The organism is Pseudoalteromonas sp. SCSIO 43201 (assembly GCF_023716725.1).
Lineage (GTDB): Bacteria > Pseudomonadota > Gammaproteobacteria > Enterobacterales > Alteromonadaceae > Pseudoalteromonas > Pseudoalteromonas peptidolytica.
Genome location: NZ_CP072684.1, coordinates 158,081 through 181,337, shown reverse-complemented (window position 1 = coordinate 181,337; position 23,257 = coordinate 158,081). Strand labels below are relative to the sequence as shown.

General features: G+C 41.4%; 20 protein-coding genes. 16 read left to right on the top strand and 4 right to left on the bottom strand.

All coding sequences use genetic code 11. The annotated features are described in order from the left end of the window. Nucleotides 1–402 precede the first annotated feature (402 nt). Both J8Z24_RS17630 and J8Z24_RS17625 read left to right on the top strand, forming a co-directional pair. Nucleotides 403–1,434 (top strand): S66 family peptidase, encoded by a 1,032-nt coding sequence (locus J8Z24_RS17630; protein WP_252095863.1) that lies wholly within the window; start codon nucleotides 403–405, stop codon nucleotides 1,432–1,434. Then, nucleotides 1,431–1,865, top strand: coding sequence for a GNAT family N-acetyltransferase (locus tag J8Z24_RS17625; RefSeq protein ID WP_176033333.1), 435 nt, complete (start codon nucleotides 1,431–1,433; stop codon nucleotides 1,863–1,865). The genes J8Z24_RS17630 and J8Z24_RS17625 overlap by 4 nt, the downstream gene beginning before the upstream one ends. A gap of 18 nt (nucleotides 1,866–1,883) precedes the next feature. On the opposite strand, the gene J8Z24_RS17620 is transcribed toward J8Z24_RS17625, so the two are convergent. Next, nucleotides 1,884–2,855 (bottom strand): bile acid:sodium symporter family protein, encoded by a 972-nt coding sequence (locus J8Z24_RS17620; protein ID WP_286037156.1) that lies wholly within the window; start codon nucleotides 2,853–2,855, stop codon nucleotides 1,884–1,886. 188 nt (nucleotides 2,856–3,043) lie between these two features. On the opposite strand from J8Z24_RS17620, the gene J8Z24_RS17615 reads away from it, so the two are divergent. Beyond that, on the top strand, nucleotides 3,044–3,460 hold the full coding sequence (locus J8Z24_RS17615) for a hypothetical protein (RefSeq protein ID WP_176033335.1): 417 nt from the start codon (nucleotides 3,044–3,046) through the stop codon (nucleotides 3,458–3,460). A 12-nt stretch (nucleotides 3,461–3,472) separates the two neighbouring features. Here the strand turns inward: J8Z24_RS17615 and J8Z24_RS17610 are convergent, their stop codons facing one another. After that, a complete protein-coding gene (locus tag J8Z24_RS17610) occupies nucleotides 3,473–4,318 on the bottom strand; it encodes an EamA family transporter (protein WP_176033336.1) in 846 nt (281 codons plus the stop codon). 538 nt (nucleotides 4,319–4,856) lie between these two features. Between J8Z24_RS17610 and J8Z24_RS17605 the strand changes: the two genes are divergently transcribed. The 12 genes from J8Z24_RS17605 to J8Z24_RS17550 all read left to right on the top strand — a co-directional run bounded on the left by J8Z24_RS17605 (nucleotide 4,857) and on the right by J8Z24_RS17550 (nucleotide 18,840). Further along, complete coding sequence (locus tag J8Z24_RS17605) at nucleotides 4,857–5,915, top strand: hypothetical protein (RefSeq protein ID WP_252095861.1); 1,059 nt, start codon at nucleotides 4,857–4,859, stop codon at nucleotides 5,913–5,915. A 286-nt stretch (nucleotides 5,916–6,201) separates the two neighbouring features. Further along, complete coding sequence (locus J8Z24_RS17600; RefSeq protein WP_252095860.1) at nucleotides 6,202–6,960, top strand: metalloregulator ArsR/SmtB family transcription factor; 759 nt, start codon at nucleotides 6,202–6,204, stop codon at nucleotides 6,958–6,960. A gap of 40 nt (nucleotides 6,961–7,000) precedes the next feature. Beyond that, nucleotides 7,001–8,011, top strand: coding sequence for an ArsJ-associated glyceraldehyde-3-phosphate dehydrogenase (locus J8Z24_RS17595; protein WP_252095859.1), 1,011 nt, complete (start codon nucleotides 7,001–7,003; stop codon nucleotides 8,009–8,011). 5 nt (nucleotides 8,012–8,016) lie between these two features. Beyond that, a complete protein-coding gene (gene arsJ, locus J8Z24_RS17590; RefSeq protein ID WP_176033339.1) occupies nucleotides 8,017–9,210 on the top strand; it encodes an organoarsenical effux MFS transporter ArsJ in 1,194 nt (397 codons plus the stop codon). 92 nt (nucleotides 9,211–9,302) lie between these two features. Further along, nucleotides 9,303–10,415 carry a hypothetical protein gene (locus J8Z24_RS17585; protein WP_252095858.1) on the top strand — a complete coding sequence of 371 codons (1,113 nt, stop codon included), beginning with the start codon at nucleotides 9,303–9,305 and terminating at the stop codon, nucleotides 10,413–10,415. Nucleotides 10,416–10,764: 349 nt separating this feature from the next. Continuing rightward, nucleotides 10,765–10,998 (top strand): FeoA family protein, encoded by a 234-nt coding sequence (locus J8Z24_RS17580; protein ID WP_128731696.1) that lies wholly within the window; start codon nucleotides 10,765–10,767, stop codon nucleotides 10,996–10,998. A gap of 176 nt (nucleotides 10,999–11,174) precedes the next feature. Continuing rightward, the gene (gene feoB / locus J8Z24_RS17575; protein WP_147391431.1) at nucleotides 11,175–13,259 is read left to right on the top strand and encodes a ferrous iron transport protein B; all 2,085 of its coding nucleotides are present in this window, start codon (nucleotides 11,175–11,177) and stop codon (nucleotides 13,257–13,259) included. Between the two features lie 572 nt (nucleotides 13,260–13,831). Beyond that, nucleotides 13,832–13,990 (top strand): hypothetical protein, encoded by a 159-nt coding sequence (locus J8Z24_RS17570; RefSeq protein WP_161972751.1) that lies wholly within the window; start codon nucleotides 13,832–13,834, stop codon nucleotides 13,988–13,990. 354 nt (nucleotides 13,991–14,344) lie between these two features. Then, nucleotides 14,345–14,764, top strand: a complete 420-nt coding sequence (locus J8Z24_RS17565; RefSeq protein WP_125253444.1) for a GNAT family N-acetyltransferase — start codon at nucleotides 14,345–14,347, stop codon at nucleotides 14,762–14,764. Between the two features lie 511 nt (nucleotides 14,765–15,275). Beyond that, complete coding sequence (locus J8Z24_RS17560; RefSeq protein WP_252095857.1) at nucleotides 15,276–17,129, top strand: monovalent cation:proton antiporter-2 (CPA2) family protein; 1,854 nt, start codon at nucleotides 15,276–15,278, stop codon at nucleotides 17,127–17,129. 11 nt (nucleotides 17,130–17,140) lie between these two features. Beyond that, a complete protein-coding gene (locus J8Z24_RS17555) occupies nucleotides 17,141–18,037 on the top strand; it encodes a LysR family transcriptional regulator (RefSeq protein ID WP_176033341.1) in 897 nt (298 codons plus the stop codon). A gap of 35 nt (nucleotides 18,038–18,072) precedes the next feature. After that, complete coding sequence (locus J8Z24_RS17550) at nucleotides 18,073–18,840, top strand: sulfite exporter TauE/SafE family protein (protein ID WP_176033342.1); 768 nt, start codon at nucleotides 18,073–18,075, stop codon at nucleotides 18,838–18,840. A gap of 251 nt (nucleotides 18,841–19,091) precedes the next feature. Here J8Z24_RS17550 and J8Z24_RS17545 read toward each other — a convergent pair whose 3' ends face one another. Both J8Z24_RS17545 and J8Z24_RS17540 read right to left on the bottom strand, forming a co-directional pair. After that, entirely contained in the window at nucleotides 19,092–19,526 is a 435-nt protein-coding gene (locus J8Z24_RS17545; protein WP_125253448.1) for a hemerythrin domain-containing protein, read from the bottom strand. 18 nt (nucleotides 19,527–19,544) lie between these two features. Continuing rightward, nucleotides 19,545–20,072, bottom strand: coding sequence for a hypothetical protein (locus tag J8Z24_RS17540; RefSeq protein ID WP_252095856.1), 528 nt, complete (start codon nucleotides 20,070–20,072; stop codon nucleotides 19,545–19,547). A 524-nt stretch (nucleotides 20,073–20,596) separates the two neighbouring features. Here J8Z24_RS17540 and J8Z24_RS17535 point away from each other — a divergent pair. Continuing rightward, the gene (locus tag J8Z24_RS17535; protein WP_176033344.1) at nucleotides 20,597–22,780 is read left to right on the top strand and encodes a M4 family metallopeptidase; all 2,184 of its coding nucleotides are present in this window, start codon (nucleotides 20,597–20,599) and stop codon (nucleotides 22,778–22,780) included. Nucleotides 22,781–23,257: the final 477 nt, after the last annotated feature.

Genomic DNA, 23,257 nt, shown 5'->3' with positions numbered 1-23,257 from the left:
GCCAAACCAAGTACTATAGAGTCAGCAGGTGGATTCTAAGGAAGTTGATGGTTTGTAGAATGTTTCATCTAATGAACTGACCAAAGTGGAAAAAACGGTTTCGGACGATTCAAGTGTCAATGAACGAAGGGAGGAATGACTCGCAATTTACTATTCCTCAGTTACCTCAATTAATGAAGCTCCACAAAGTTTTTGCATCAACACTGACATTCACTATTATTTGCTGACCATGGCTAGGCTAGCTATTTATGCACAAATTTGACTTGTAGTAAGAAGTAACTTCAGACTAGAGCGATATTATGCTTTTGCTCATAGGTATGTTAGGCGATTAACTAACTTCTTTATAACGAGTTCAGATTAAAATAGAAATAGATCGGGTACAATGGAGTAAAAGAAGGAATCATGATGAAGTATCCTAAACCGTTAAAAGTGGGCAGTAAAATTGCGATTACGGCATTCTCTGCAGGTGTCCCTGCCTCTATGCACGCGAGATTAGACAATGCTTTGGGTTATCTAACGCAACAAGGTTTCGATCTCGTGGTTGGTGAATGCCTGCGAGATAACCACAACTATGTAAGCGCTGATGCCAAAACCCGTGTTAGTGAACTTATGGGATACTTACTCGATGACACAATAGACGCGATTATGCCGCCATGGGGCGGGGCAATTGCGATGGATGTTTTGAGCCAACTTGATTGGGAGCAGTTAGCACAAGCTAGGCCAAAGTGGATCATCGGTTTCTCTGACGTCAGCACTTTGCTTAGTGCCGTAACTTGCAAACTAGGTTGGGCAAGTGTTCATGGGACTAACCTTATGCAGTTAAATGGCCACCAGCAAGACCCGCTGACGGTAGGGCTTTTTGACCATTTGAGGTGCACGCCTAATAACTCCTTCACACAGTTTCCCTCTACTCACCATGAGGCTGAGCCACTCAATTTTGTTGACTTTCCCGATGCTGGATTTAACTTGTCTACCACGACTCAGTGGCGTACTTTAGCGAACCGCGAAGGCAGCAAGCGGTTTGCTGGTAGATTATTAGGGGGTTGTTTAGATATTCACATGTTATTGGCAGGCACTGAATATTTTGATTTGGACACTTTTTTACAGGAACATCCCAACGAATCAATAATTTTATACTTTGAAAACGGCGAAATGCCGCCTGCTGCTTACTATCGTGCGCTACAAAGTATTAAACTACGGGGCTGGTTTTCGAAAGTTGCAGGGGTCTTAATTGGTCGTAACCCCGAGCCGCTAGCAAAAGATAGCGACTGGACGCACGTAGATGCCTTGCAATATGTATTTGCTGATTGTGACTTCCCCGTGCTATATGATGTCGATATCGGCCATCAAGCACCGAATTTAACGCTTATTAACGGCGTATATGCTGAAGTGATATGTAACGACGCTTTTTCAATTACACAGACATTAATATGAACCTAGAATATAAAATTGGCTTGGTAGATGACCTCCTTGCGATAGAGAACCAAATTCCTGAATTTGCAACGCCAAGAAAGCGTGAGGAAGTCGTAGATAAGCTGCGAGATAAACAACATTTATTGCTGGTGGCGTATGACCAAGGTAAGCCTGTAGGGTATAAGTTAGGTCACGAACTACCAAACAATGAGTTTTATAGCTGGTTAGGCGCGGTTGTTCCTGAATATCGTGGTAATGGTATTGCGAAACAGCTATTGGTGATGCAAGAGGCTTGGTGTAAGGCACAAGGCTATAGCGCCATCAGAGTAAAGTCGAGAAACCTTTTTAAAAACATGCTATTAATGCTAATAAGTCGTGACTACCAAGTTGTAAAATGTGAACAGATCAATGGCGTATCAGATAGCAAAATTCACTTCTATAAACAATTATAAAAAGCCCAGTATTTGATACTAGGCTATGTTGTCATCAGATGAGCTGGTGGCGCTTCGCCGCCATATTCCTGCTAATATTGAGCCACTGATATTATGCCAAATTGAAAATAGGGTACCAGCCACAGCCGCCGCAGGAGTAAAGAATTTCATGGCAAGTGCGACGGCAAGCCCTGAGTTTTGCATCCCCACTTCAAAAGCCATTGTACGGCATACTTTTTCTTCAAAACCGAGTCTTTTTGGAATGAAATAACCCAAAAGTAATCCTGTGATATTGTGTAAGCTCACAGCGACCAGCACAACGAGTCCGATGCTTTCAAGCTTAGGTTGATTAAGAGAAACAATCACTGCAATAATAAAAATGATGGAGAGCATGGACAGTAAAGGTAAAATTGGGGTTGTATTGATCACAGAATGCGCCAATGGCTTTGCGAATAAAGTATTGAAGGCAACGCCAACAGCCACTGGAACTAGCACAATTTTTAGCAGGCTCATGAACATATCAGAAAATTGAATATCAACCACTTGGCCTATCATTACCGTAGTGAGTAATGGTGTTAAAAGCACGCCGAGTAACGTACTCGTTGCTGTCATAGAAATCGATAACGCGACATCTCCTTTGGCGAGATAACACAAAACATTACTTGCCGTACCGCCAGCAACTGTGCCCACTAAAATCATACCAATTAATAAGTCGGTTTCTAAGCTCATTGTGGTTGCAATAAAGTAGGCAACACTCGGCATCACTGTAAATTGTAGGCAGACCGCCACGATAATCGCTTTTTTGTTATCGAGAACACGCAAAAAATCTTTTGCGGTAAGGGTCAACCCCATAGTGAGCATAATAAACATAAGTAGAGGAATAATTGTACTTTTAAATGGGATCAAGAAGGCAGGGTAAAGGTATGCAATCATTGCTGCTGCGATAGCCCAAAGTGGAAATAACTGTAAGATTTTTTCATGATGTTTTGATTTGAGTGGGTAACCATGTATTGATACCCCGATACTAACGAACTTTTTAAAAAATACCTATGGCGTGAAGAGTTTGTAAGTTATTTATCCAAGCCTCAGGTTAATTAAATAACATAGATGGTTACACTTTAGGTCATATTCTCATTGAGATTGTTACTTGGCGCTGTGTATAGTTGTGAAAGTTACGTCAAGGTCCATGGAATATAAAAATGAAAACAATTTCTTCTAGCTTTAAAAAACTACTATTACTGGTTGCATTGATTTTAGTTGCGGGATTCTATGGGTATTCAAAATATCAATTTGCACTAACTGTAAGTAACGATGTAAAGCAGCTACAACCATACGGCTCAGAGCAGTTAGAGTTAATAGATGTCTCTGAGTCGGCAAAGCGTTTTACTGTGCGTATTGCCGTTAGCGGGCTGGAGCCTAAATTTGCGGAGTCGGCAGAATTACAGTCATATTACAGTAACATAGCACGCAACTATGTTTGCCAAAGTGATTATTTTGAGCCCAAATTTGAAGAAGGACACCAAATTAGCATTGAGTTTAGCAAAGCCGATTCTGCTCAAACCGTTTATGAAAGAGCCTCAGTGATAAAAAGTGACTGTAGTGTAAGCCGCAGTTAACGTATCTCAAAATTAACCTGAACTGGCTCGTTTGCTATGCACTAGCGCAGCAAATATAATTAGACTCCCGATCCCAAGTCGAATGAGATCGGCTTCTTTGTTCCAGATAAGTAAGTTGACTAAAATTCCCGCAGGGATAAGGGCGTTATTCATCACAGCTAACTCGCCGACAGATACGCGGGTTAATCCCACATTCCACACAAAATATCCTATACCCGAAGCAATGAGGCCTAAGTAAATCAAAATCCCCCACTGTTGGCCAGTAGTGGGTAGCTGTTGTAAATTACCAAATAAAACAAGGCCAAGAGCTAAGACACAAGATGCACCGATGAAGAAAAAGCCGAAACTTTGGCGATGAATTAGCGAGTGTTGTGCACTCAAGCGCTTATAACTGACTTGTCCTATAGCAAAACAAAGGTTTGCACCTTGTACCAATAATAAACCAAAAAAATAGTCACTCGTTAGCTCTGTAAATCGAACAGTAATTGCACCGAACATTGCGATAAGCGCTGAAGTTAAAAAAGTACGATTAAACGACTTGTTGAGTAAATCATTAAGAAGTGTAATGTAAACGGGGGTCATCACAGTAAATAGCAGCACCTCTGGCACACTGAGATATAAAAATGAGTGATAATAAAAGCTATACATTAAGCCAATCTGTACAGCACCAATGGCCATCAATTTTAGCATTAGCGTTTTAGTAACTGATGTAGGCCGCAAAAATGGCAGAAAAACCAGTGCTGCTAACACCGTTCTTGATAAAGCGCTAAACCACGGGTCTACATTTCCTGCCAAATAGACACCGATAAGTGAAAAGGAAAAAGCCCAAAGTAAGGTGATAGTCCAAAGTAAAGTCATAGGTGTTATTTTTTAAGTATTGATATAAGAGTGTATCACGAGCTGGATCATACAATGAATGTTCGAAAAAAGCGATGATAACAATCATTATAATGTGATTTTAATTTACAATATTTCGCATAAAATAACTCCCGTATTCACAGATACATCCCTTCATTGTTTTACCCATGATGTGTTTGGCCGCCGCTGCGGCCTTTTTTCTTTCCAAATATGTTTGATGATAACCGCCTGAAAAATCTCACTAGCAAATGCGATATTGAACAATCGCGACAAGTTAAATTTTTGATTGTGTAAACACAACTAGAGTCAGTTTATTTTTGAAGTTGGTTTTGCTGCGGTTTAATTGGTATTTAGACAAATCAGAGCCTGCGTAACAAAGTCACTTTATGTGATTTAAAAAGTAAAGACTTAGGGCTCCTGCAAAGCGCCTTAAGCCATTCCGAAAAATGAAAATTAAACAGCAAAAGTCAATAGGCTTTAGAATAAAGTGTTACAAATTTTACGGTACGAATCTTATTTACTTCATGTAGTATTTTGTATGAATAAAATATTTTTTGTTGTTATGCGTAATCTAATTTGTAATCTTTTTGTCATATTGCCTACATTGTTCTTCGTTGCAGCTGTTTGGGGTGAACACGACAACGCTCAATATCGCCTTGATACGGTTAATTATTTTTTAGAGTCCGATCCACACAAAGCACATAAACTACATCAAGCTATTGAATTAGAGGATTTTACTCCAGCCCATACCGCTCATTTCCATCATTTAGGCGTATCGATAGCGTTATCACTTGGTCAGTTAGAGCAGGCGCAGCGCGCATTAGCTGTATTGTTTCAGAACCCGCAAAATACGTATTTCAGCGAGCATCGATTTTCACTTACTTATGATGCCAGTGTATGGCTAAGAAAAGGTGGTTATATCCGCCAATCTGAGCACCTATTACTGTGCGCGCTAAAAAGTGCACGGTCCGCGAAAGAAAAAATTAAAACGCTGAATGCCCTCGCGGTGATTGCCTATAATTACGGCGATAACATCTCGGCAAAAGACTATTTTGTGCGCTCTTTGGCTATAGGCACTCGTATTAAAAATCAGCGCGCGATGGGGATTATCGAAAACAACCTCGGGGTATTGGCACTTAAAACAAGTCACTTTGAGGATGCGGTTAACTATTTTAAGTTAGCCTATGCTAGGCATCAGCTAGCAGGAAGAGAAAGTAGTGAACTAAATACCGGTCTTAACTTGCTGTTTGTATATATATTACGGGGTGAAAAAGAGATGTACGAGCGTGTGTCTCCTCGCGTGTTAGCGCTTGTGCAAAAGCACAAAAATGCCGCTCAATCAGCCTATTCACTGTGGATCGAGCGTTTTTATGACGTTATTTTCACGGCAGCTAAACTATCAAAAAGAGAAAAAGCCGAGTTAATAGCAGCATTTAACAACCTCAGTGAAGCTGGTCTAAAATCACTTTTAAAACAGCATATAGGTAGGGTAGCAGGCATTAATCCTACAACCTTACCTATTGCGGTACCACAAAAAATGATGTTGGAAACAACGAATAATCATTGGTTAAATAGCGCACTGTCTTGCAATTTCTAGTCAGACCAAAGGTAATACTTCAAGACTCACCTAAACTATACGCTGTCACGCCGTGTTCAAATTTATGAGTTCCATAAAGCTTCTGGTCTTCCTAAATCAGCTCGGCACACGTGAAAAGGTATCAGAAAACATTTCCTCTAAAATTTTTAAACTACTGATTTTAAATTGTAAATTTAAGGCTTTGGCAAGAACCATAGAGCGACCTCACCGTTACTAAAAATCTGAGCTTGACACTGCACTTTTATCATATAATAATTTTGTTATATAATTAAATTGTTATGTATTTATGAAGATACTTTTTTTATGTTCGGGAAATGCGACGCGCTCAATTATCGCCCAAGCAATCGCGAACTTTCATGGTGGCGCTGATGTACAAGCCTTTAGTGCTGGCACTAAACCGAGTGAGATAAAGCCCGAAGTGCTAGCGCTTTTGCAGCACAAAGGCATAAAAACTGACAGCCTCTATAGTAAGCATCTTGATACCTACCAGGGCGAGCATTTTGATGTTGTGGTCACCCTTTGTGATGAAGTGCGTGCCGAATGTGAACACCAATTACAAGGTCAACACATCTTGCCGTGGGAAATAGCCAGTCCCTCAGCTCGACATAGTGCAAATGCCCTTCAACAAACGCTATTCGAAATAAACGAACAAGTAACTGCATTACTGGATCAAAAAAAAATAAGGCCAGATGAAATCTCACCTTTGCTATTTTATAAGTGCTTAGCGGATGACATTCGCTTGAAGACGCTTGCCATGCTGAACGTTGAGGGCGAGTTGTGTGTTTGTGAGTTGATGATTGCGCTAGAGCAAGAAAGTCAACCTAAAGTATCAAGGCATTTATCACAACTGAAAAAAGCTGGAATATTGTGTGACCGGAAATACAAAAAGTGGGTTTTTTACTCAATCAACCCAACGCTTCCAGAGTGGATGCAGGCTGTTATAAACACGACAGTTCTGCATCAACCTAACTATATTGCATTGGAATTAAAGCGACTGTCTTCAATGGGTGAACGCCCTAGTCAGGCTGCTGCATGTTGCGAATAATTTAGTATTAAATTTATTAACTTTCATAGTAGGAGTACGTATGACAATTAAAGTTGGAATTAATGGCTTTGGGCGTATGGGGCGCTTAGCGCTTCGAGCAAGTTTCGATTGGCCTGAGCTTGAGTTTGTACAAATCAACGATCCTGCGGGCAACGCCGAGACTCTTGCCCATTTATTGGAGTTTGACTCGGTACATGGCAAGTGGGAACACGCAGTTTCTCATCAAGATGACCATATCATAATAGCTGGTCATCAGTTATCAGTAACCCAAAATAAAGACATTGCTGATACTGACTGGTCACAATGCGATGTCGTTATAGAAGCCTCTGGTAAAATGAAAACCAAAGCTCTACTACAACAATATTTAGATCAGGGTGTTAAAAGGGTTGTCGTTACTGCACCAGTAAAAGAAGATGGGGTACTAAACATAGTGATGGGTGTGAACGACCATCTTTATGATGAAAAGCCACATGAAATCGTGACTGCAGCATCTTGTACTACAAACTGTTTAGCACCTGTTGTTAAAGTACTACAAGACAAAATAGGTATTAAGCATGGCTCAATGACTACGATCCATGACATTACCAACACCCAAACTATCTTAGATGCACCGCATAAAGATCTGCGCAGAGCAAGAGCATGTGGCATGAGCCTCATTCCAACTACGACTGGTTCCGCGACAGCGATTACACATATATTCCCTGAGCTAAAAGGGAAACTCAATGGTCATGCGGTACGTATCCCACTGGCAAATGCCTCATTAACCGATTGTGTTTTTGAGGTAAAAAGCCCCACTTCTGTTGAGGAAATCAATCAGTGGATGAAAGAAGCTGCACAGACTCATCTTGAAGGGATCCTTGGATATGAGCCAAGGCCTTTAGTTTCTATTGATTATAAAACGGATCCACGCTCAAGTATTGTTGATGCGTTATCCACTATGGTTGTAAACGGTACACAGGTTAAGTTGTACGTGTGGTATGACAACGAGTGGGGCTATGCAAATCGTACTGCCGAGTTGGTTTTAAAGGTTGGGCTTTCACTGGGTAAATAAATACGATGACGTTACGTTCCTTACCTCAAGATATTAGACAGTATTTGATAGTTACCGGCAATTACTGGACATTCACGCTCACCGACGGTGCTTTAAGAATGTTAGTGGTACTGCATTTTCATAAGCTAGGCTACAACCCGTTGGAAATTGCGATGCTGTTTTTGTTTTACGAGATTTTCGGCGTTATCACCAATCTGGTGGGGGGCTGGCTCGGCGCTCGGATCGGGTTGAACCGAACAATGAATATTGGTCTTGGTCTACAAATAATCGCTTTATTAATGTTGGTTGTACCGGCAAATTGGCTGAGTATTCCTTATGTTATGGCGGCGCAGGCGCTCTCTGGGGTAGCCAAAGATCTCAATAAAATGAGTGCTAAAAGTGCCATAAAGGCGATTGTAAAATCTGGTCAGGAAGGAACGTTATTTAAGTGGGTGGCAATACTTACAGGGTCTAAAAATGCGCTCAAGGGGGTTGGATTCTTTCTTGGTGGCGTACTGTTGACATTACTCGGCTTTACGGAGGCCATGTGGGTGATGGCTGCCGCTTTGATGGCGGTGTGGTTTTTGAGTATGATCTGTTTGAAAAGTGAACTGGGGAAATCTAAGCATAAGCCAAAATTTACTGAGGTATTCTCAAAAAGCCGAGCAATTAACCGCTTGTCGGCTGCACGCCTATTTTTGTTTGCTGCCAGAGATGTTTGGTTTGTTGTTGCATTACCTGTGTATCTGTCAAAGCAATTTGCATGGGATCATTGGTGGGTTGGTGGATTTATGGCGACGTGGGTGATCGGATATGGATTGGTTCAGTCTTTGACACCAAACTTGCTCAACCGTGATAGCTACGCCCATAACCCACAAGCAGTTGCTATTTGGGCGTTTTATTTGGCTATTTTACCTATGGCTATTGCGGTATCACTTTACACAGAACATTGGCCTAACATTACGCTTGTGGGAGGGCTATTACTTTTTGGTGTTGTGTTTGCGATTAACTCCTCAATACACAGCTATCTAATTGTTAGCCTTGCAGATAGTGATGGCGTATCACTAGATGTCGGCTTTTATTATATGGCCAATGCGATGGGAAGATTAATAGGGACAGTTTTATCCGGTTGGGTATTTTTGCACTACGGATTGGTTGCCTGCTTGGTGTTATCAAGCCTCTTTTTGATATTAGCAGGCTACACGTCAAAAAGGATCTAAATGTACTCGTTTTGTATATTTGTTGGCCTTTTAATGTATTTATGCTCTACTTGTACCCGGATTATTCATAGTAATTATTAAGGAAAATATAAGTGAATAAGAATATAGCTAGAGCAATATTTACGTCAATTTGTCTTCTTGGCTTGGCGTACGTATCCGATGCTGAGTCTGCGACGAGAAAAATGTATGACTCAGAATTATGTTACACATGTGATACAGGAAATGCCCTGAGTTTTGCAAAGAAGTACGAGCCTGAAATAACGTGTTATGAGCACGGTGGTTCAGTTGATCATAACGACTCTCAACGCTGTTATTCAAACCCTAAAGATGTATTAATTATTAATGCAAACACAAATCAAAAGTGGCTGTATAAATTATCGCATCTAAACCAAGGTGGATGGCGCCATGAGCTGACTAATAACCTGCAGGCGGTTGCTCAGACGGTTCCTCGTGATGCTAGTAATTTAGCGGATGAATTGATTAAGTACTATGATGCTTGGGATCGGGCAGCAACCAAAGTTTCCCAAGAGTACAATTCATCTAGTATGCAATCCACGCTGGCTATCAGTACTAACACTATACTCCAGCAAATGTTATCTGAAAATAATTGTGAAAATGAAGCTTTTACCCGAGTCGCCAAACTAGCCTTTGACGGCAGGACAAAAACGACGCTGCAAGAACGTACAGAAAAAGCACTAATTGAGGAGTATGGTAGCTTAGGGGCGGCATTTGAGACTACTCGTATGACTCAGTTTGGCTACACGGTAGGTGTGGGCAATGTTGGATTCTCAGGTCAAGCAGAGTACGTACCAAAGAGAAGGATGATTGACTTAAAATTTCATGATGCCATCAATGGTAATCATCGAGTGGTGTATAACTTAGACTTTAGTAAAGGTATTCGCATGGATTTAAACAAAGACATGACGAAATTTGGCGGAGTCTCAGTGCGTTCACTGCATCAAAACCCAGCTAGCCGAAATAAAGTCTCAAACTGCATGCTTGAAACACTTAATATATATAGAGAAGCGAGTGTGAAAAGTAGTGGTACTTCAGGTGGTGGAATTGACTTACCGCCCGCAGTTGGCCGACATCCAGGTCGCAGTTATGGAGAGTCGGGTGAAGAGTTTTGTACATGGACATTCTATGACCCTTGGGGCGAGATACTTTTTACAATGATGGGAAGTTGCCCGTTATTTCCTAAGTAAAACAGGAGTACAGGTCGGTTTAGCCCTGTACCAAAAGCAATAGTTAGCTTTTCGGCTGCTTATTGCTTTGATAAGACCCGTTCTGAAATCCTCCACCATCAAAGTGAAGACACCTAAAATGAACTGAACAACAGGTCAGCCTACTGCAAACAAATTTAGTGTAGCAGCAAGGGATAACCGCAGCTAGGGAACAAATGATTACCCAGAGTTACGGTTTATTGAACCTTAGCGCCTTTCGTCTGAGGTTAAATAACTGGAAATAATAGATTATTATCGCAACTCCGTTTAAAGCGAATTAGTAATAAGGTATGATGCGCCTCACTTTTATTGCAAATTGTTATCATACTCAATGACATTAGATAAACTCCCCAAAAATAGCACCGCGACAATTACTTCATTAACCCACCCTGATACCGCGCTGCTAAGCCGAATAATGGCACTTGGTATTATTCCTAGTGAGCAAATAGAAGTGATCAACGTCGCCCCACTTGGATGCCCGTTGCAAGTGAAAGTGGGTGATACCTTTGTGAGTGTGCGTAAGGCCGACGCACAGTTCGTGGAAATTAATACCAATTTGACTTAATACTTGCTCAATTTGAAGGAGCAAATCTGACGCTAACCGCGTTAAAAATTTCTTATTTAGAACAACTAAATAGCAAAATTTTTGCCGGGTTATCGACAAGATTTTCTCGCCTCCAAATAGACCACTTAATTAAGAAAATTGGCTTAAAACGTTATAATTTGAGAAGGTCATCGCGGATGAAAATTGCGTTAGTGGGTAACCCAAATTGCGGGAAAACCACAATATTTAACCGCCTAACAGGTTCAAAACAAAAAGTTGGAAACTGGCCAGGTGTTACAGTTGAAAAGAAATTTGGCTATTTTGCTTTAGAAAACACAAACGTAGAACTGGTTGATTTACCCGGGCTATATAGCATGGAGCAGATCGAGCCAAGTCAAGATGAACAGATCGCTTGTGACTTCCTAAAGCAAAATGAAGCCGATGTCATTATTAACATTGTAGATGCCGCTAACTTGCAGCGAAATCTGATATTAACGTCACAACTTAAAGAGTTAGGTAAACCGATCATCGTTGTGGCGAATATGGTTGATGTTGCGACTCAGCGAGGTCGGACACTTGATTTACCACGTTTGTCTGAACAACTAGGTTTACCAGTGGTGGCATTTCATGGAGCAAAAGGCACAGGGCAAGAGAAGCTGTTGGAGCAGCTTATTGAAATCACTCGGTTTCCTAGTAAGCCTGAGGGAGCAGAGCCTCCGAAACTTGAGCATGATCCATTGGAAAAAGCGATCGCACGCCATCAAGCGGTTAAAAAGCTAGCGGCTGGTGTAAGCACTATCACGCCAAAACGTGCAGATACAACAGAAACCCTTGATAGAGTAGTGCTGAATAAATGGTTAGGTGTTCCAATTTTTTTAGCCATGATGTACTTGATGTTCACGATAGCTGTGAACGTTGGTGCTGTTTTTATCGACTTTTTTGACATCGCCGTAGGTGCCATTCTCATTGATGGTGTAAAAGTGTTACTTGCAGATGTTGGTGCACCTCAATGGCTTGGCGTGTTACTTGCTGACGGATTTGGGGCAGGGGTTCAGCTAGTCGCTACTTTTATTCCAGTGATAGCCGTATTGTACCTTTGTTTGTCAATATTAGAAGATAGCGGTTATTTGTCTCGTGCCGCATTTGTTATTGACCGATTGATGTCCTCCATTGGGCTGCCAGGTAATGCGTTTGTTCCTTTGATTGTTGGCTTTGGTTGCAATGTACCTGCGGTGATGGCTGCTAGAACCATGGGGCGAGAATCAGACCGCTTATTGACAATTGTTATGGCGCCTTTCATGTCGTGTGGTGCGCGGTTAACTGTTTATGCGTTATTTGCTGCGGCTTTTTTTCCAACCAATGGTGCCAATGTTGTCTTTGGGTTATACCTACTAGGTATTTTAGTCGCTATCGGCTCTGGCTTTTTGTTCAGAAAGCAGGTGTTTAAAACCCAAAAGTTACCTTCTTTTACTGAAATGCCAGCTTACCATATGCCCATTTGGCGAAACATATTGATGACGACATGGCAGCGTTTAAGCGGTTTTATAAAACGTGCGGGTAAGACGATTGTGATGGTAGTTATTTTGCTAAGTGCGTTAAATTCAATTGGGACTGATGGCTCATTTGGTAATGAGAATACTGAACATTCATTACTGGCAAAAACGGCTCAAATCGTCACGCCAGTGTTTGAGCCTATTGGGTTAAAAGAGGAAAACTGGCCTGCAACGGTTGGAGTGGTTACAGGTATGTTTGCCAAAGAGGCGATCGTTGGCACGCTGGACGCACTTTATACAGGCTCAGCTGAAAATAATGACGCTTTTTCATTACTTGATTCAATGCAAGCAGCGTTAATGTCCATCGTTGATAATAGCAAAGACCTAATCGCCAACCTTGGCGATCCCTTGGGATTGAATGAACTTGATAGCGGGGAAGACAATGGCGCTGAGCTACTTACTGCCATGGCCGCTAAGTTCAACGGTCAGATTGGCGCATTTAGCTACTTGGTATTTATTTTACTCTACACGCCTTGTGTGGCCGTGCTCGGTGCAATAAAGCGTGAATCTGGTAGTAGATGGATGTGGCTGGTCATAGGCTGGACGACCTCAATTGCGTATATTATGGCAACGCTTGTCTATCAGTATAGCCAATTAGCGACATCAACGTTAAGCGCATCTTTATGGATAGTTGCTATGTTACTGTTTGGGTTCGCGTGGTGGAAAGGGCTTTCCGCGCTCGGGAATAGGTTGAATCAGCCCCCGACATACCCAATAGAGTTGCATTAACCTGTTTAACTGACGACACTTTGTGTGTCGTCAGTTATCTGTATCTCATTATTCGATAGTTATCTGCCACTTAATCTGGACTTTGGATAGCTAATGCCTTTCTAACATCCTGTTTTATCGCTAACCGCGTGCATTCACCTCACATAGCGAGCTATTGGTGCATATATTCGCCTTACCTACATTGCTCACAAGATGTAGGCACCATAGCAAGAGCAGTGCGCGGCAGCGGTATTGCCCTTGCTATGGTGAGATAAAGAAATAATTTAATGTAATTTTAAAAATCAGGAATTAGCTCACTTGCTATCCAAACTTCAGGTAATTTAAGTGTGTCGACTGTGGTATACTGCTTTAACTCTATGTTGGCAGCATTGAAGTGGTGATTATAGTTTATAATTTTAGAATAGTGCATTTATGTAGATTAAGTGGTTAAATTAAGATCGTAAATTATAAAATATTTTTATATTGTTGTTTTTAATTTTATCTAGATCAAGTTTTTTATTATTTCCTCTTGTTTGTGTTTATTTATCTGTTATCTTTGCTCCGAATTTTGTGACTAACCAAAGGAAATTAATATGTTACTTAAATTAAACAAAAAACCAATGAAGAACCTGAGTACAGCTTCAGCTAAATTAAACCCTCAACAAACACCACAAGTTGCTGGTGGCGCAGGCATTGACACGCTTATGTGTTTAAGAACAATGCAGTGTCCTAAAACATGGCAATGTGCGTAAAATAAATGCAGCGATTAAAAATCAACCTAAAATCAATTTTTTCATGTCATTATATTTTTTAAATATTAAATTTATGGTTTATTTAATTTTATATTAAATTTTTATGGCATAAATAACCTTTCCTTCTTGGTTTTAGGCTTGATATTTTTAGTAGGCTAGTTTTTAGCCTACTATCTGATCCTCTATACAAGTATTCCCTCTTTATGTACAAAATTATGTAATTTGATGTGGTAATGGCATGTTCTTATCGTCTTAACAGAACCTTGGGCAAAAATTATCTACAAAAAATTTTACTTTTCATTGTCCGTCTGATCGCTTACTTTAGTAGCCTATTCGTTATCAAGGGAGCATTGAATGATAATCACAGACACCACACAAATACTCACTCATCTTGATAAAATACACGCACTGATCTCTGGCTCTTATTGGGCGAAGCAGATCCCCAAATCTCTTTTGGAAAAGTCAATTAGAAATAGCCTGAGTTTTATGTCTGTTGATGATGAGGGTCAATTTCAAGGGTTTTGTCGTGTGATAACGGATTACGCCACATTTGCATATTTGGCTGATGTGATTGTTACAGAGCAAGAAAGGGGTAAAGGGGTGGCTAAAACTATCATGCAAGCCGTGATGACACACCCAGAGTTACAGGGTTTAAGAAGATTTATGCTTGCGACTGCAGATGCTCACTCTCTATACAGTAAATTTGGCTTTAAAGCGATTGAGGACCCAAGTATCTTAATGCAAATAAACCAACCCAATCTTTACGCTAATTGAAATGAAACCACCTATCAATGCTCGGTTTTAAATGATTATCTCATTACATCAGTAAGTAAACCTGACATCAAACACGTAATACCAATTTGACTTAATACTTGCTCAATTTGAAGGAGTAAATCTGACGCTAACAGCGTTAAAAATTTCTCATTTAGAACAACTAAATAGCAAAATTTTTGCCTTGCCTATATGGATGTAGGTACCTTAGCGATAGCAGGACGCGGTAGCGGAGTTATCGATAAGGTTTTCTCGCCTCAAAATAGACCACTTAATTAAGCAAATAGGTATAATCCATTTTTTGGATGACTACGTTGGATCTGCAATAAAATCAGGCTTTTAAAAACGCTTATTGTTTGCTTGGTTGGTTGCAATCGTTCGGCGAATTGGCTCATCATGATCACCCAGTGATACTGAGAAAATGTGTTTCGTACATTCACCTTAGTGTAAAAACTGGATTATTCTTGCACCCCAAAACATAATAAAGACAACAATAAAATGGGATAAAACGACTATGCTATTACTGGCTACTATCTACCTTGCTGCAGCAATATTGGCGGTGCCAATCGCCAAACGCTTAGGGCTTGGCTCCGTGCTTGGCTATTTACTAGCTGGTATTTTAATTGGGCCCCACCTTTTGCACCTTGTAGGTGAACAAACAGACATTATGCACTTTGCTGAGTTTGGTGTGGTGATGATGCTGTTTTTAGTCGGACTAGAGCTGCAACCCAAAAGGCTCTGGACGATGCGCCGATCGATAGTTGGCCTCGGTGGTTTACAAGTGCTGATAACAACCGCTGTTCTTTATGTTTCAATTGATTTAGCGCTTGGCTTTTTGTGGCAACAATCAATCGCAATTGCGTTAATGTTAGCACTCTCTTCTACGGCTATTGCACTTCAGACGTTAAATGAAAAGGGTTTGATTAAACAATCGGGCGGTCAAAATGCGTTTTCTGTATTGTTATTTCAAGATATCGCAGTGATCCCCATTCTTGCGATTATGCCGTTGTTAGCATTTAGTGATTTAGCCGTGAGTGATGGACATGGAAACTTATTACATACTTTTCCTACTTACCTTCAAGTCATTATTTCTGTTTTTGTCATTTTAGCTATCATCGCTGCTGGGCACTATGTTGCCGCGCCATTATTTCGATATATCGCCAGTACTCGAATGCGCGAGTTATTTACCGTGGTTGCGCTATTTATTGTTATTGCAACCGCGCTATTGATGCAAAGTATCGGGCTATCTCCTGCGCTTGGGACATTTCTTGCGGGGGTTGTCCTCGCGGAAAGCGAATTTCGCCATGAATTGGAAGCCGATATTGAACCCTTTAAAGGGTTACTCCTAGGGTTATTTTTTATGACTGTAGGGGCATCAATCGACTTTTCTTTATTAGCAGAAAAGTGGCTATTTATCTTGGCTTCAGTCGCACTATTAATGGGATTGAAGGCGGCTATTTTATATTTGTTGGCAACAGCATTTTCACTGCACAAGCGAGCGAAATGGTTATTTACCGCAGCGCTTTGTCAAGGCGGTGAATTTGCTTTTGTGCTACTTTCCGTGACTGGTAGCTTAGCAATTCTAACACCTGATCAGGCCGCCTTAGTCACATTGGTGGTTGCGGTATCTATGCTTGGCTCGCCGCTCATTTTTATTCTTTACGATAAAGTGGTAGAGCGTCAGGCTAATACGACTCAAGAACAAGACAGCGTAGAGATGATGGAAGCGACACAAAATGTGATTGTGGTCGGTTACGGTCGTTTTGGTCAAGTGATAGGACGTTTGCTCCATGCACAGGGTTATCACTTGTCGATTTTGGATCACAGTCCGAGTCAAATAGAACTACTGCGTCGCTTTGGCAATCAGGTATTTTATGGCGATGGTGCAAGACTAGATTTGCTTGAAGCCGCCGGAGCTCATGATGCACAAATGCTGGTTGTAGCGATTGATGAACCAGATAAGACCCTTGAAATCGTCAGGTTGGCACAGCAACACTTTCCTCATCTAAAGCTTGTAGTTCGTGCAACGGATCGTCGTCATGCCTACCAGTTAATAAAACTGGGGGTCACCGCTTTTGAGCGTGAAACGTTTGTCTCTGCGGTGAAGTTAGGTGAGCAGGCGCTCAAATTATTGGACCACAGTGATGAAGATGTCGAACGAGCGGGCGATCTATTTACTCAACACGATGTTGAGTCGATGCACATACTCGCTGACGTGTGGGGAGACGATGAAAGTTACGGTATTGCAATTCGTCAGCGGATGGCTGATCTGAAACAAGTACTTCAGGCTGACGAAAAAGCACAAGAAGATCTTAATACCTGTCATGGTGAACACTGCGACGATAAAACAAAAGAAATAACACCCTAGGCTAAGTAAGTATGCTAAGAGTAACGCTAGAGCAATGGCGAATGTTTAAGGCGGTTGTGGAATACGGTGGATTTAATCAAGCTGCTAAAAAAGTACACAAAAGCCAATCCAGCATCCACACCGCGGTACATAAAATAGAACAAGGGCTTGGCGTCAAGCTCTTTACAGTGCAGGGGAGGAAAACACAGTTGACGGAAGCTGGCGAGATGATGCTTCGCCGTGCAAATTTCCTGTTAGAAGAAGCTGCTAAAGTTGAGGCAGTAGGGCAGACATTGGGAGAGGGAATAGAAAGTCAATTACGCATTGCGGTTGATGAAATTTTTCCACAGCATTTACTGTATAAAGTGCTAGAGCAAACGTCCAATCAATACCCTTTATTGCGCATAGAGCTTATGGAGTCAGTCCTTACCGGGGGATCGGAGTTATTGCAAAATACAGATGTGGACATTGCAATATCACCTGTTGTTTTATCTGACGGATTCAGTGAAGAATTATGCCACATTGAGTTTGTTGCTGTCGCGAGTCCTGATCACGCTCTTCACCGTTATGAACGTGACCTCACTCTTGAGGATTTAAAATCACACCGACAAATTGTTGTGAGAGACTCAGCGATAGCCCGCAAAAAAGATGACGGTTGGCTCGGCGCTCATCAGCGCTGGACAGTAAGTCATATGACGACTTCTATTGATATGATAACCAAGGGATTGGGCTTCGCTTGGCTGCCAATTCCTGCAATTCAAGTTTTGTTAGATACTGGACGTCTAAAACCCCTCCCTTTGCTGCAACAAAGCCAACGAAAAGCACAGCTTCATCTAATTTTTAAAGATGGTGACAGACTTGGGCCCGCAGCACGTACGTTTATCGGTGAGTTAAGATATCAATGTATGCAGCTTGAAGAGGTAATGTGATAACGCGCAAATTGGCCGACTTAAAAGAGGTGTGAATGACAGAACCGTTACAACTTGTTGTAATTGCGCTTGTTGTGCTACTAAGTGGTATCTCAAAATCCGGTTTTGCAGGCGCACTAGGGGCGTTTTCTGTACCGCTGCTGCTGATGGTATTAGAACCAAAGGATGCAGTAGCCTTGATGCTACCGATATTGATAGTAGCCGACGTATTTAGCCTAAAAAGCTACTGGAAACAGTGGAATGTCGATGAATTAAAACGTTTGTTGCCAGGCACACTGCTGGGGATCGCTCTGGCGACAATATTTTTGCAAGAAGTCAGTGAGTTTTGGTTGACCATAGTTATCGCATTGATGAGTATCGGGTTTGCGTTAAAGAGTATTGTGGCTAATAAACAGCCAGAGCAAAGCTTACGCTTTTTCTCTCAGCATGTTTTGGCAATAAGTACATCTACTATGGCTGGTATTTCTACAACGCTAATTCACGCTGGTGGTCCGCCATTGATGATTTATTTTAACGCGCTCAGAGTGGCGCCCGCAGCATATATCGCGACCGTTGCAGTACTATTTGCTTTAATGAATGCCGTGAAGCTAGTAACTTTTACTGCCTCAGGATTGTTACAGCTAGAGCACTTCTTGTTGGCCGTTTGTTTTACTCCAATTGCCCTAATTGGTAATCGGCTTGGTGTTATATTAGCCAAAACATTACCAAGGCAGCAGTTTTTGTCACTCATGAACTGGCTCTTATTAATACTAGGATTAGCGCTAGTAATAATACCGATTAGACTTTATATTTGCTCAATTTGAAGGAGTAAATCTGACGCTAACAGCGTTAAAAATTTCTTATTTAGTACAACTAAATAGCAAAACTTTTGCCTTGCCTACAGGACGTAGGTACCTCGGCGTGAGCAGGACGCGGAAGCGGTGTTATCGACAATATTTTCTTGCTTCAAAATAGACCTCTTAATTAAGATAATTGGTATAAACCTGAGCTTGGGATGACTTTACTGTCACTTACAAGCTCAGGACGTAGGTTTTTGGGCGTTTAGTTTTAGTGTTTATTGCTGCTCTTCCATCTCTTTTTGATACTCCTGTGCAAGTTGCGATTTTTCACTTTTATCAAGTACCTTACCCGCACGCTGGAAAAATGCTTGCTCTTCGTCAGCTAAATGATGTTCGACTTTATCTTTGAGCTTTTTTAGTTTGCCAAGCCAACTGGGATCTGAAAACTCCGTATTATCTAGTGCCTCAATTAACTCATCGATTTCATGGTGCTCCGCGATACCGTGACGAGAGTCTTCAATCGTCATGTCGCTGTGCATTAATGGAGCGTAAAAGTACCGTTCTTCTGCGACAGCATGTGCCTCTAGCGCGTCTTTCAACTCTTGATAGTACTTTTCGCGGACTTTTGAATCACCGGAAGTCTCCGCTAACATGTTTAGAAGCGCACGTTGATGATCATGATCTTGTTTAATCGCGTTAAAAATTTCCATACCGGTACCTCGGGTTGTCTAGTTTAAAAGGTTAATTTGATTGTTTTTCCTGAAAAATGACATCAACTTGGCTCTGTGAGCCTCATTGTTGGCACAAATGATCAGCAGCCACTTGCCTTGTGCAACTTTTGATAACGCTGCCTGATTAAATGGGTCTTTGTCTGGGCGTAGCGATACTAAGCCTGATGCGAATAACCCCAAGAACAAGCCCGGACTGAGCAGTGCAATAAAGGTCAAGTAGGGGTTTGCTTGAGTAAACATTGGCCCATAATTGACTAACCATCCTGCTATCAAAAATGCCAAGATGAGTCCAATCGCGCCTAAATAGATATGCCAATTGAGCATGTTACTCGCCAGCTCGGGATCAGGTTTGCTAATTAATTGCTTTTCAGGGTCGCTTTGCTGGGGGCCAAGTAATGTTAGTTGTTGTTGCTGAACTAAACGTTCATTGAGCAAATCATCTTGTAATTGCCTTACCGCGGCTTTTTCCGACAAAACGGCGCCAACTCTATGATCTGAAAAGGATAAAATTTCTACACTCGTCACAACATTTCCCTTAACTATTGATGTCTTAGCGAAAGAGTTGCAAGCGTTATACCTAATTATTCAAGTATATGAAATATAAGTGTAATTTTATCTTTCATACGATTTCTAGTTGGCTAAGAGTCATTGATTGAGTAGGGATTACAGAGTAGAAATTACACATTTTGATATAACATAACTTATTGAATGTTTTAAGAAAGGGTAGACTGTTATATTCCCCGTTCTGTATCAAATTTTTTACATTTATATCGATGTGAAATATAAAGCTCTCCCCATTTTTAGTACGTATTTTGAGCAAACGCATGAAATTATTGCATAAATATTTAAGGTGAATTAAATATTATTAAAATGTTAACTCTGGGGTTTATTTATTTTCATTGCTGCCTAGTCTAATAAGACATGGGAAGCCAACATGTGTTTCCCATGTCTTCTGAAGTTGAAGGAGAAAGAAGTCATTTGTTATCGCTGGATGTAAAAAGCGAGAAAGTAAAAGTGACGATAAAACAACAATACTAGGAGTGTAATAAGTGAAATTATCTACAGTAACTATGGCTACAGCATGTGCAATTGCGTTTACGTCCTTGAGCGCTCAGGCTGCAACAAAACAATACTTAAATCAAAAATCAGATCTAAACACAATGTTAAAGTCGGCGTCTCAAACTGTACTCAGTACGCAGCCTAAGGTGCTTATTGGGTTAGAAAGTGCAAGCCAACTTAAAGAGTTAAAAAGCTTTAGCAATAAAAAGGGTGAAACGACCACACGCTTTCAGCAAACCTATCATGGCTTACCGGTGATCGGCGACACCGTTATTCTTACATTCGATGACGCTGGTACATTAAAAAAAGCACATGGTGCAGCGGTATATAACATTGCAGCGGATCTTGCTGCCGTTAAACCAACGCTTAACGCAGCTAAGGCGTTAAAAATGGCTGAAAAGCAGTCTTTGCAAAGCGAGAAACAGCACAAAAAGCACAACGAAAAGTCTCGTTTAGCAATTTGGCTCGATAGCAACTCGACAGCACGATTAGTTTATGAGATCACCTTCGTTACCTACGGGGATGAACCGAAACGCCCATATTTAATTGTGGATGCAAACACCGGCGAAATATTAGAAAGTTTTGACAACTTACAACACGCTAACGCAACCGGCCCGGGCGGTAACGAAAAAACTGGCCGCTATGAGTATGGTACTGACTACGGGTACTTGGATGTAGCACAGTCAGGCAATACGTGTTCGATGACTAATGCGAATGTTAAGACCATTAATTTGAACCATGGTAGCGGTGGATCTTCAGCACACAGCTTTACTTGTCCAGAAAACACCTTTAAAGAAATCAATGGCGCTTATTCTCCATTAAACGATGCGCATTATTTCGGTAACGTTGTTTTTAACATGTACAATGATTGGCTTGGTACTGCGCCGCTTTCATTCCAGCTGCAAATGCGCGTTCATTACAGTAACAATTATGAAAACGCATTTTGGGATGGTAGCGCGATGACCTTTGGTGACGGTGCCAATACTTTTTATCCTTTGGTCAGCCTAGATGTCTCTGCTCACGAAGTAAGCCACGGATTCACCGAACAAAATTCTGGCCTAGTATATCGCTATAAATCTGGTGGCCTAAACGAAGCCTTTTCTGACATGGCGGGTGAAGCGGCTGAATTTTATATGAAAGGCAGCAATGACTGGTTAGTAGGACAGGATATCTTCAAAGGTAGCGGTGCATTACGTTATATGAATGACCCTACCCGTGATGGCCGCTCTATTGACCATCAGTCGAATTATACATCAAGCATGGATGTCCACTACACATCAGGTGTGTTCAATAAAGCATTTTATAACCTTGCAACCACAGCTGGCTGGGATACTAAAAAAGCCTTTATCGTGATGGCTAAAGCGAACCAAATGTATTGGACAGCGAATACTGATTGGGATTTAGCTGGTAATGGGGTAATGGATGCAGCTTGTGACCTAGGCTATGAACCAAATGATGTAAAAGCCGCGTTAGCTGCGGTTGGCGTTAACTCTGACCTAAGTGCAGGAAGCAGCTGTTCAACAACACCGCCTCCACCTCCAGGCGGTGATGAAGAGTTAGTTAATGGTCAACCGCGTACCGATATTGATGGTGCAGCAAAAGCTCAAATGTTCTTCACGCTTGATGTGCCCGCTGATGCGACGAGCCTAAATTTCACAACTTCCGGTGGAAGCGGTGATGCGGATCTTTACGTGAAGTATGGCTCTCGCCCAACACTGAGTAGCTATGACTGTAATAGTACCACGTCTACAAGCAACGAAAGCTGCGATATTAGCAATATTCAAGCCGGTAGATACCACGTTATGGTAGAGGCATGGAACCAGATCTCTGGGGTGACATTAACAGGCACCTATAGTGCAGCCGGTGGAACGCAACCAATTGATCGCACTGAGTCTAATATTGACGTCGCTTCTGGTGGTTGGGCTCGTTTCACACAGGAATTAGCTGCGGGTTACAGCAACCTTGAAGTCAACATTTCTGGTGGCTCAGGTGATGCTGATCTATACGTCAACTTTGGTTCTCAATCGACAACATCAAGCTATCAATGCCGTCCGTTTAAAAACGGTAACAACGAGAGCTGTACAATTGCGAACCCACAACAAGGTACATGGCACATAGATTTAAGAGGTTACAATGCAGCAAGCGGCGTAACTTTGAATATTAAAGCGAATTAATCTGCCAATTCAATAGGGAGCGTAAGCTCCCTCTTACTTTTTAGGGCGATGGACTAATAACGTGAGCAACTGGTTAGTAATACTTTTCGCTTCATGCTTTGTAAGCACTTGATTGCAACTAATACCAATTTGACTTAATACTTGCTCAATTTGAAGGAGTAAATCTGACGCTAACAGCGTTAAAAATTTCTTATTTAGAACAACTAAATAGCAAAGTTTTTTCCTGGTTATCGACAAGATTTTCTCGCCTCAAAATAGACCTCTTAATTAAGAAAATTGGTATAACTTCAGCAACGACTGTTATGGGTAAGCAAGCCTAAAACAATACGTTGATTAACCTGAGGTTTGGATAAGAAATATTCCAATTCATTGTTGCTAAAGCACAACGCAGTTAACGCTAAGACTGACTGCAAGAAAGGCAGTAATTATCGGCAGCTCAAGTTTATTAATATCGCGCCAAACGATACTTAGTCTATC

Excerpts from the sequence above, each read along its gene's own strand:
- J8Z24_RS17630 (WP_252095863.1), top strand. The coding sequence starts at position 403 with ATGATGAAGTATCCTAAACCGTTAAAAGTGGGCAGTAAAATTGCGATT.
- J8Z24_RS17625 (WP_176033333.1), top strand. The coding sequence starts at position 1,431 with ATGAACCTAGAATATAAAATTGGCTTGGTAGATGACCTCCTTGCGATA.
- J8Z24_RS17615 (WP_176033335.1), top strand. The coding sequence starts at position 3,044 with ATGAAAACAATTTCTTCTAGCTTTAAAAAACTACTATTACTGGTTGCA.
- J8Z24_RS17610 (WP_176033336.1), bottom strand. The coding sequence starts at position 4,318 with ATGACTTTACTTTGGACTATCACCTTACTTTGGGCTTTTTCCTTTTCA.
- J8Z24_RS17605 (WP_252095861.1), top strand. The coding sequence starts at position 4,857 with ATGAATAAAATATTTTTTGTTGTTATGCGTAATCTAATTTGTAATCTT.
- J8Z24_RS17600 (WP_252095860.1), top strand. The coding sequence starts at position 6,202 with ATGAAGATACTTTTTTTATGTTCGGGAAATGCGACGCGCTCAATTATC.
- J8Z24_RS17595 (WP_252095859.1), top strand. The coding sequence starts at position 7,001 with ATGACAATTAAAGTTGGAATTAATGGCTTTGGGCGTATGGGGCGCTTA.
- arsJ (WP_176033339.1), top strand. The coding sequence starts at position 8,017 with ATGACGTTACGTTCCTTACCTCAAGATATTAGACAGTATTTGATAGTT.
- J8Z24_RS17580 (WP_128731696.1), top strand. The coding sequence starts at position 10,765 with ATGACATTAGATAAACTCCCCAAAAATAGCACCGCGACAATTACTTCA.
- feoB (WP_147391431.1), top strand. The coding sequence starts at position 11,175 with ATGAAAATTGCGTTAGTGGGTAACCCAAATTGCGGGAAAACCACAATA.
- J8Z24_RS17570 (WP_161972751.1), top strand. The coding sequence starts at position 13,832 with ATGTTACTTAAATTAAACAAAAAACCAATGAAGAACCTGAGTACAGCT.
- J8Z24_RS17565 (WP_125253444.1), top strand. The coding sequence starts at position 14,345 with ATGATAATCACAGACACCACACAAATACTCACTCATCTTGATAAAATA.
- J8Z24_RS17560 (WP_252095857.1), top strand. The coding sequence starts at position 15,276 with ATGCTATTACTGGCTACTATCTACCTTGCTGCAGCAATATTGGCGGTG.
- J8Z24_RS17555 (WP_176033341.1), top strand. The coding sequence starts at position 17,141 with ATGCTAAGAGTAACGCTAGAGCAATGGCGAATGTTTAAGGCGGTTGTG.
- J8Z24_RS17550 (WP_176033342.1), top strand. The coding sequence starts at position 18,073 with ATGACAGAACCGTTACAACTTGTTGTAATTGCGCTTGTTGTGCTACTA.
- J8Z24_RS17545 (WP_125253448.1), bottom strand. The coding sequence starts at position 19,526 with ATGGAAATTTTTAACGCGATTAAACAAGATCATGATCATCAACGTGCG.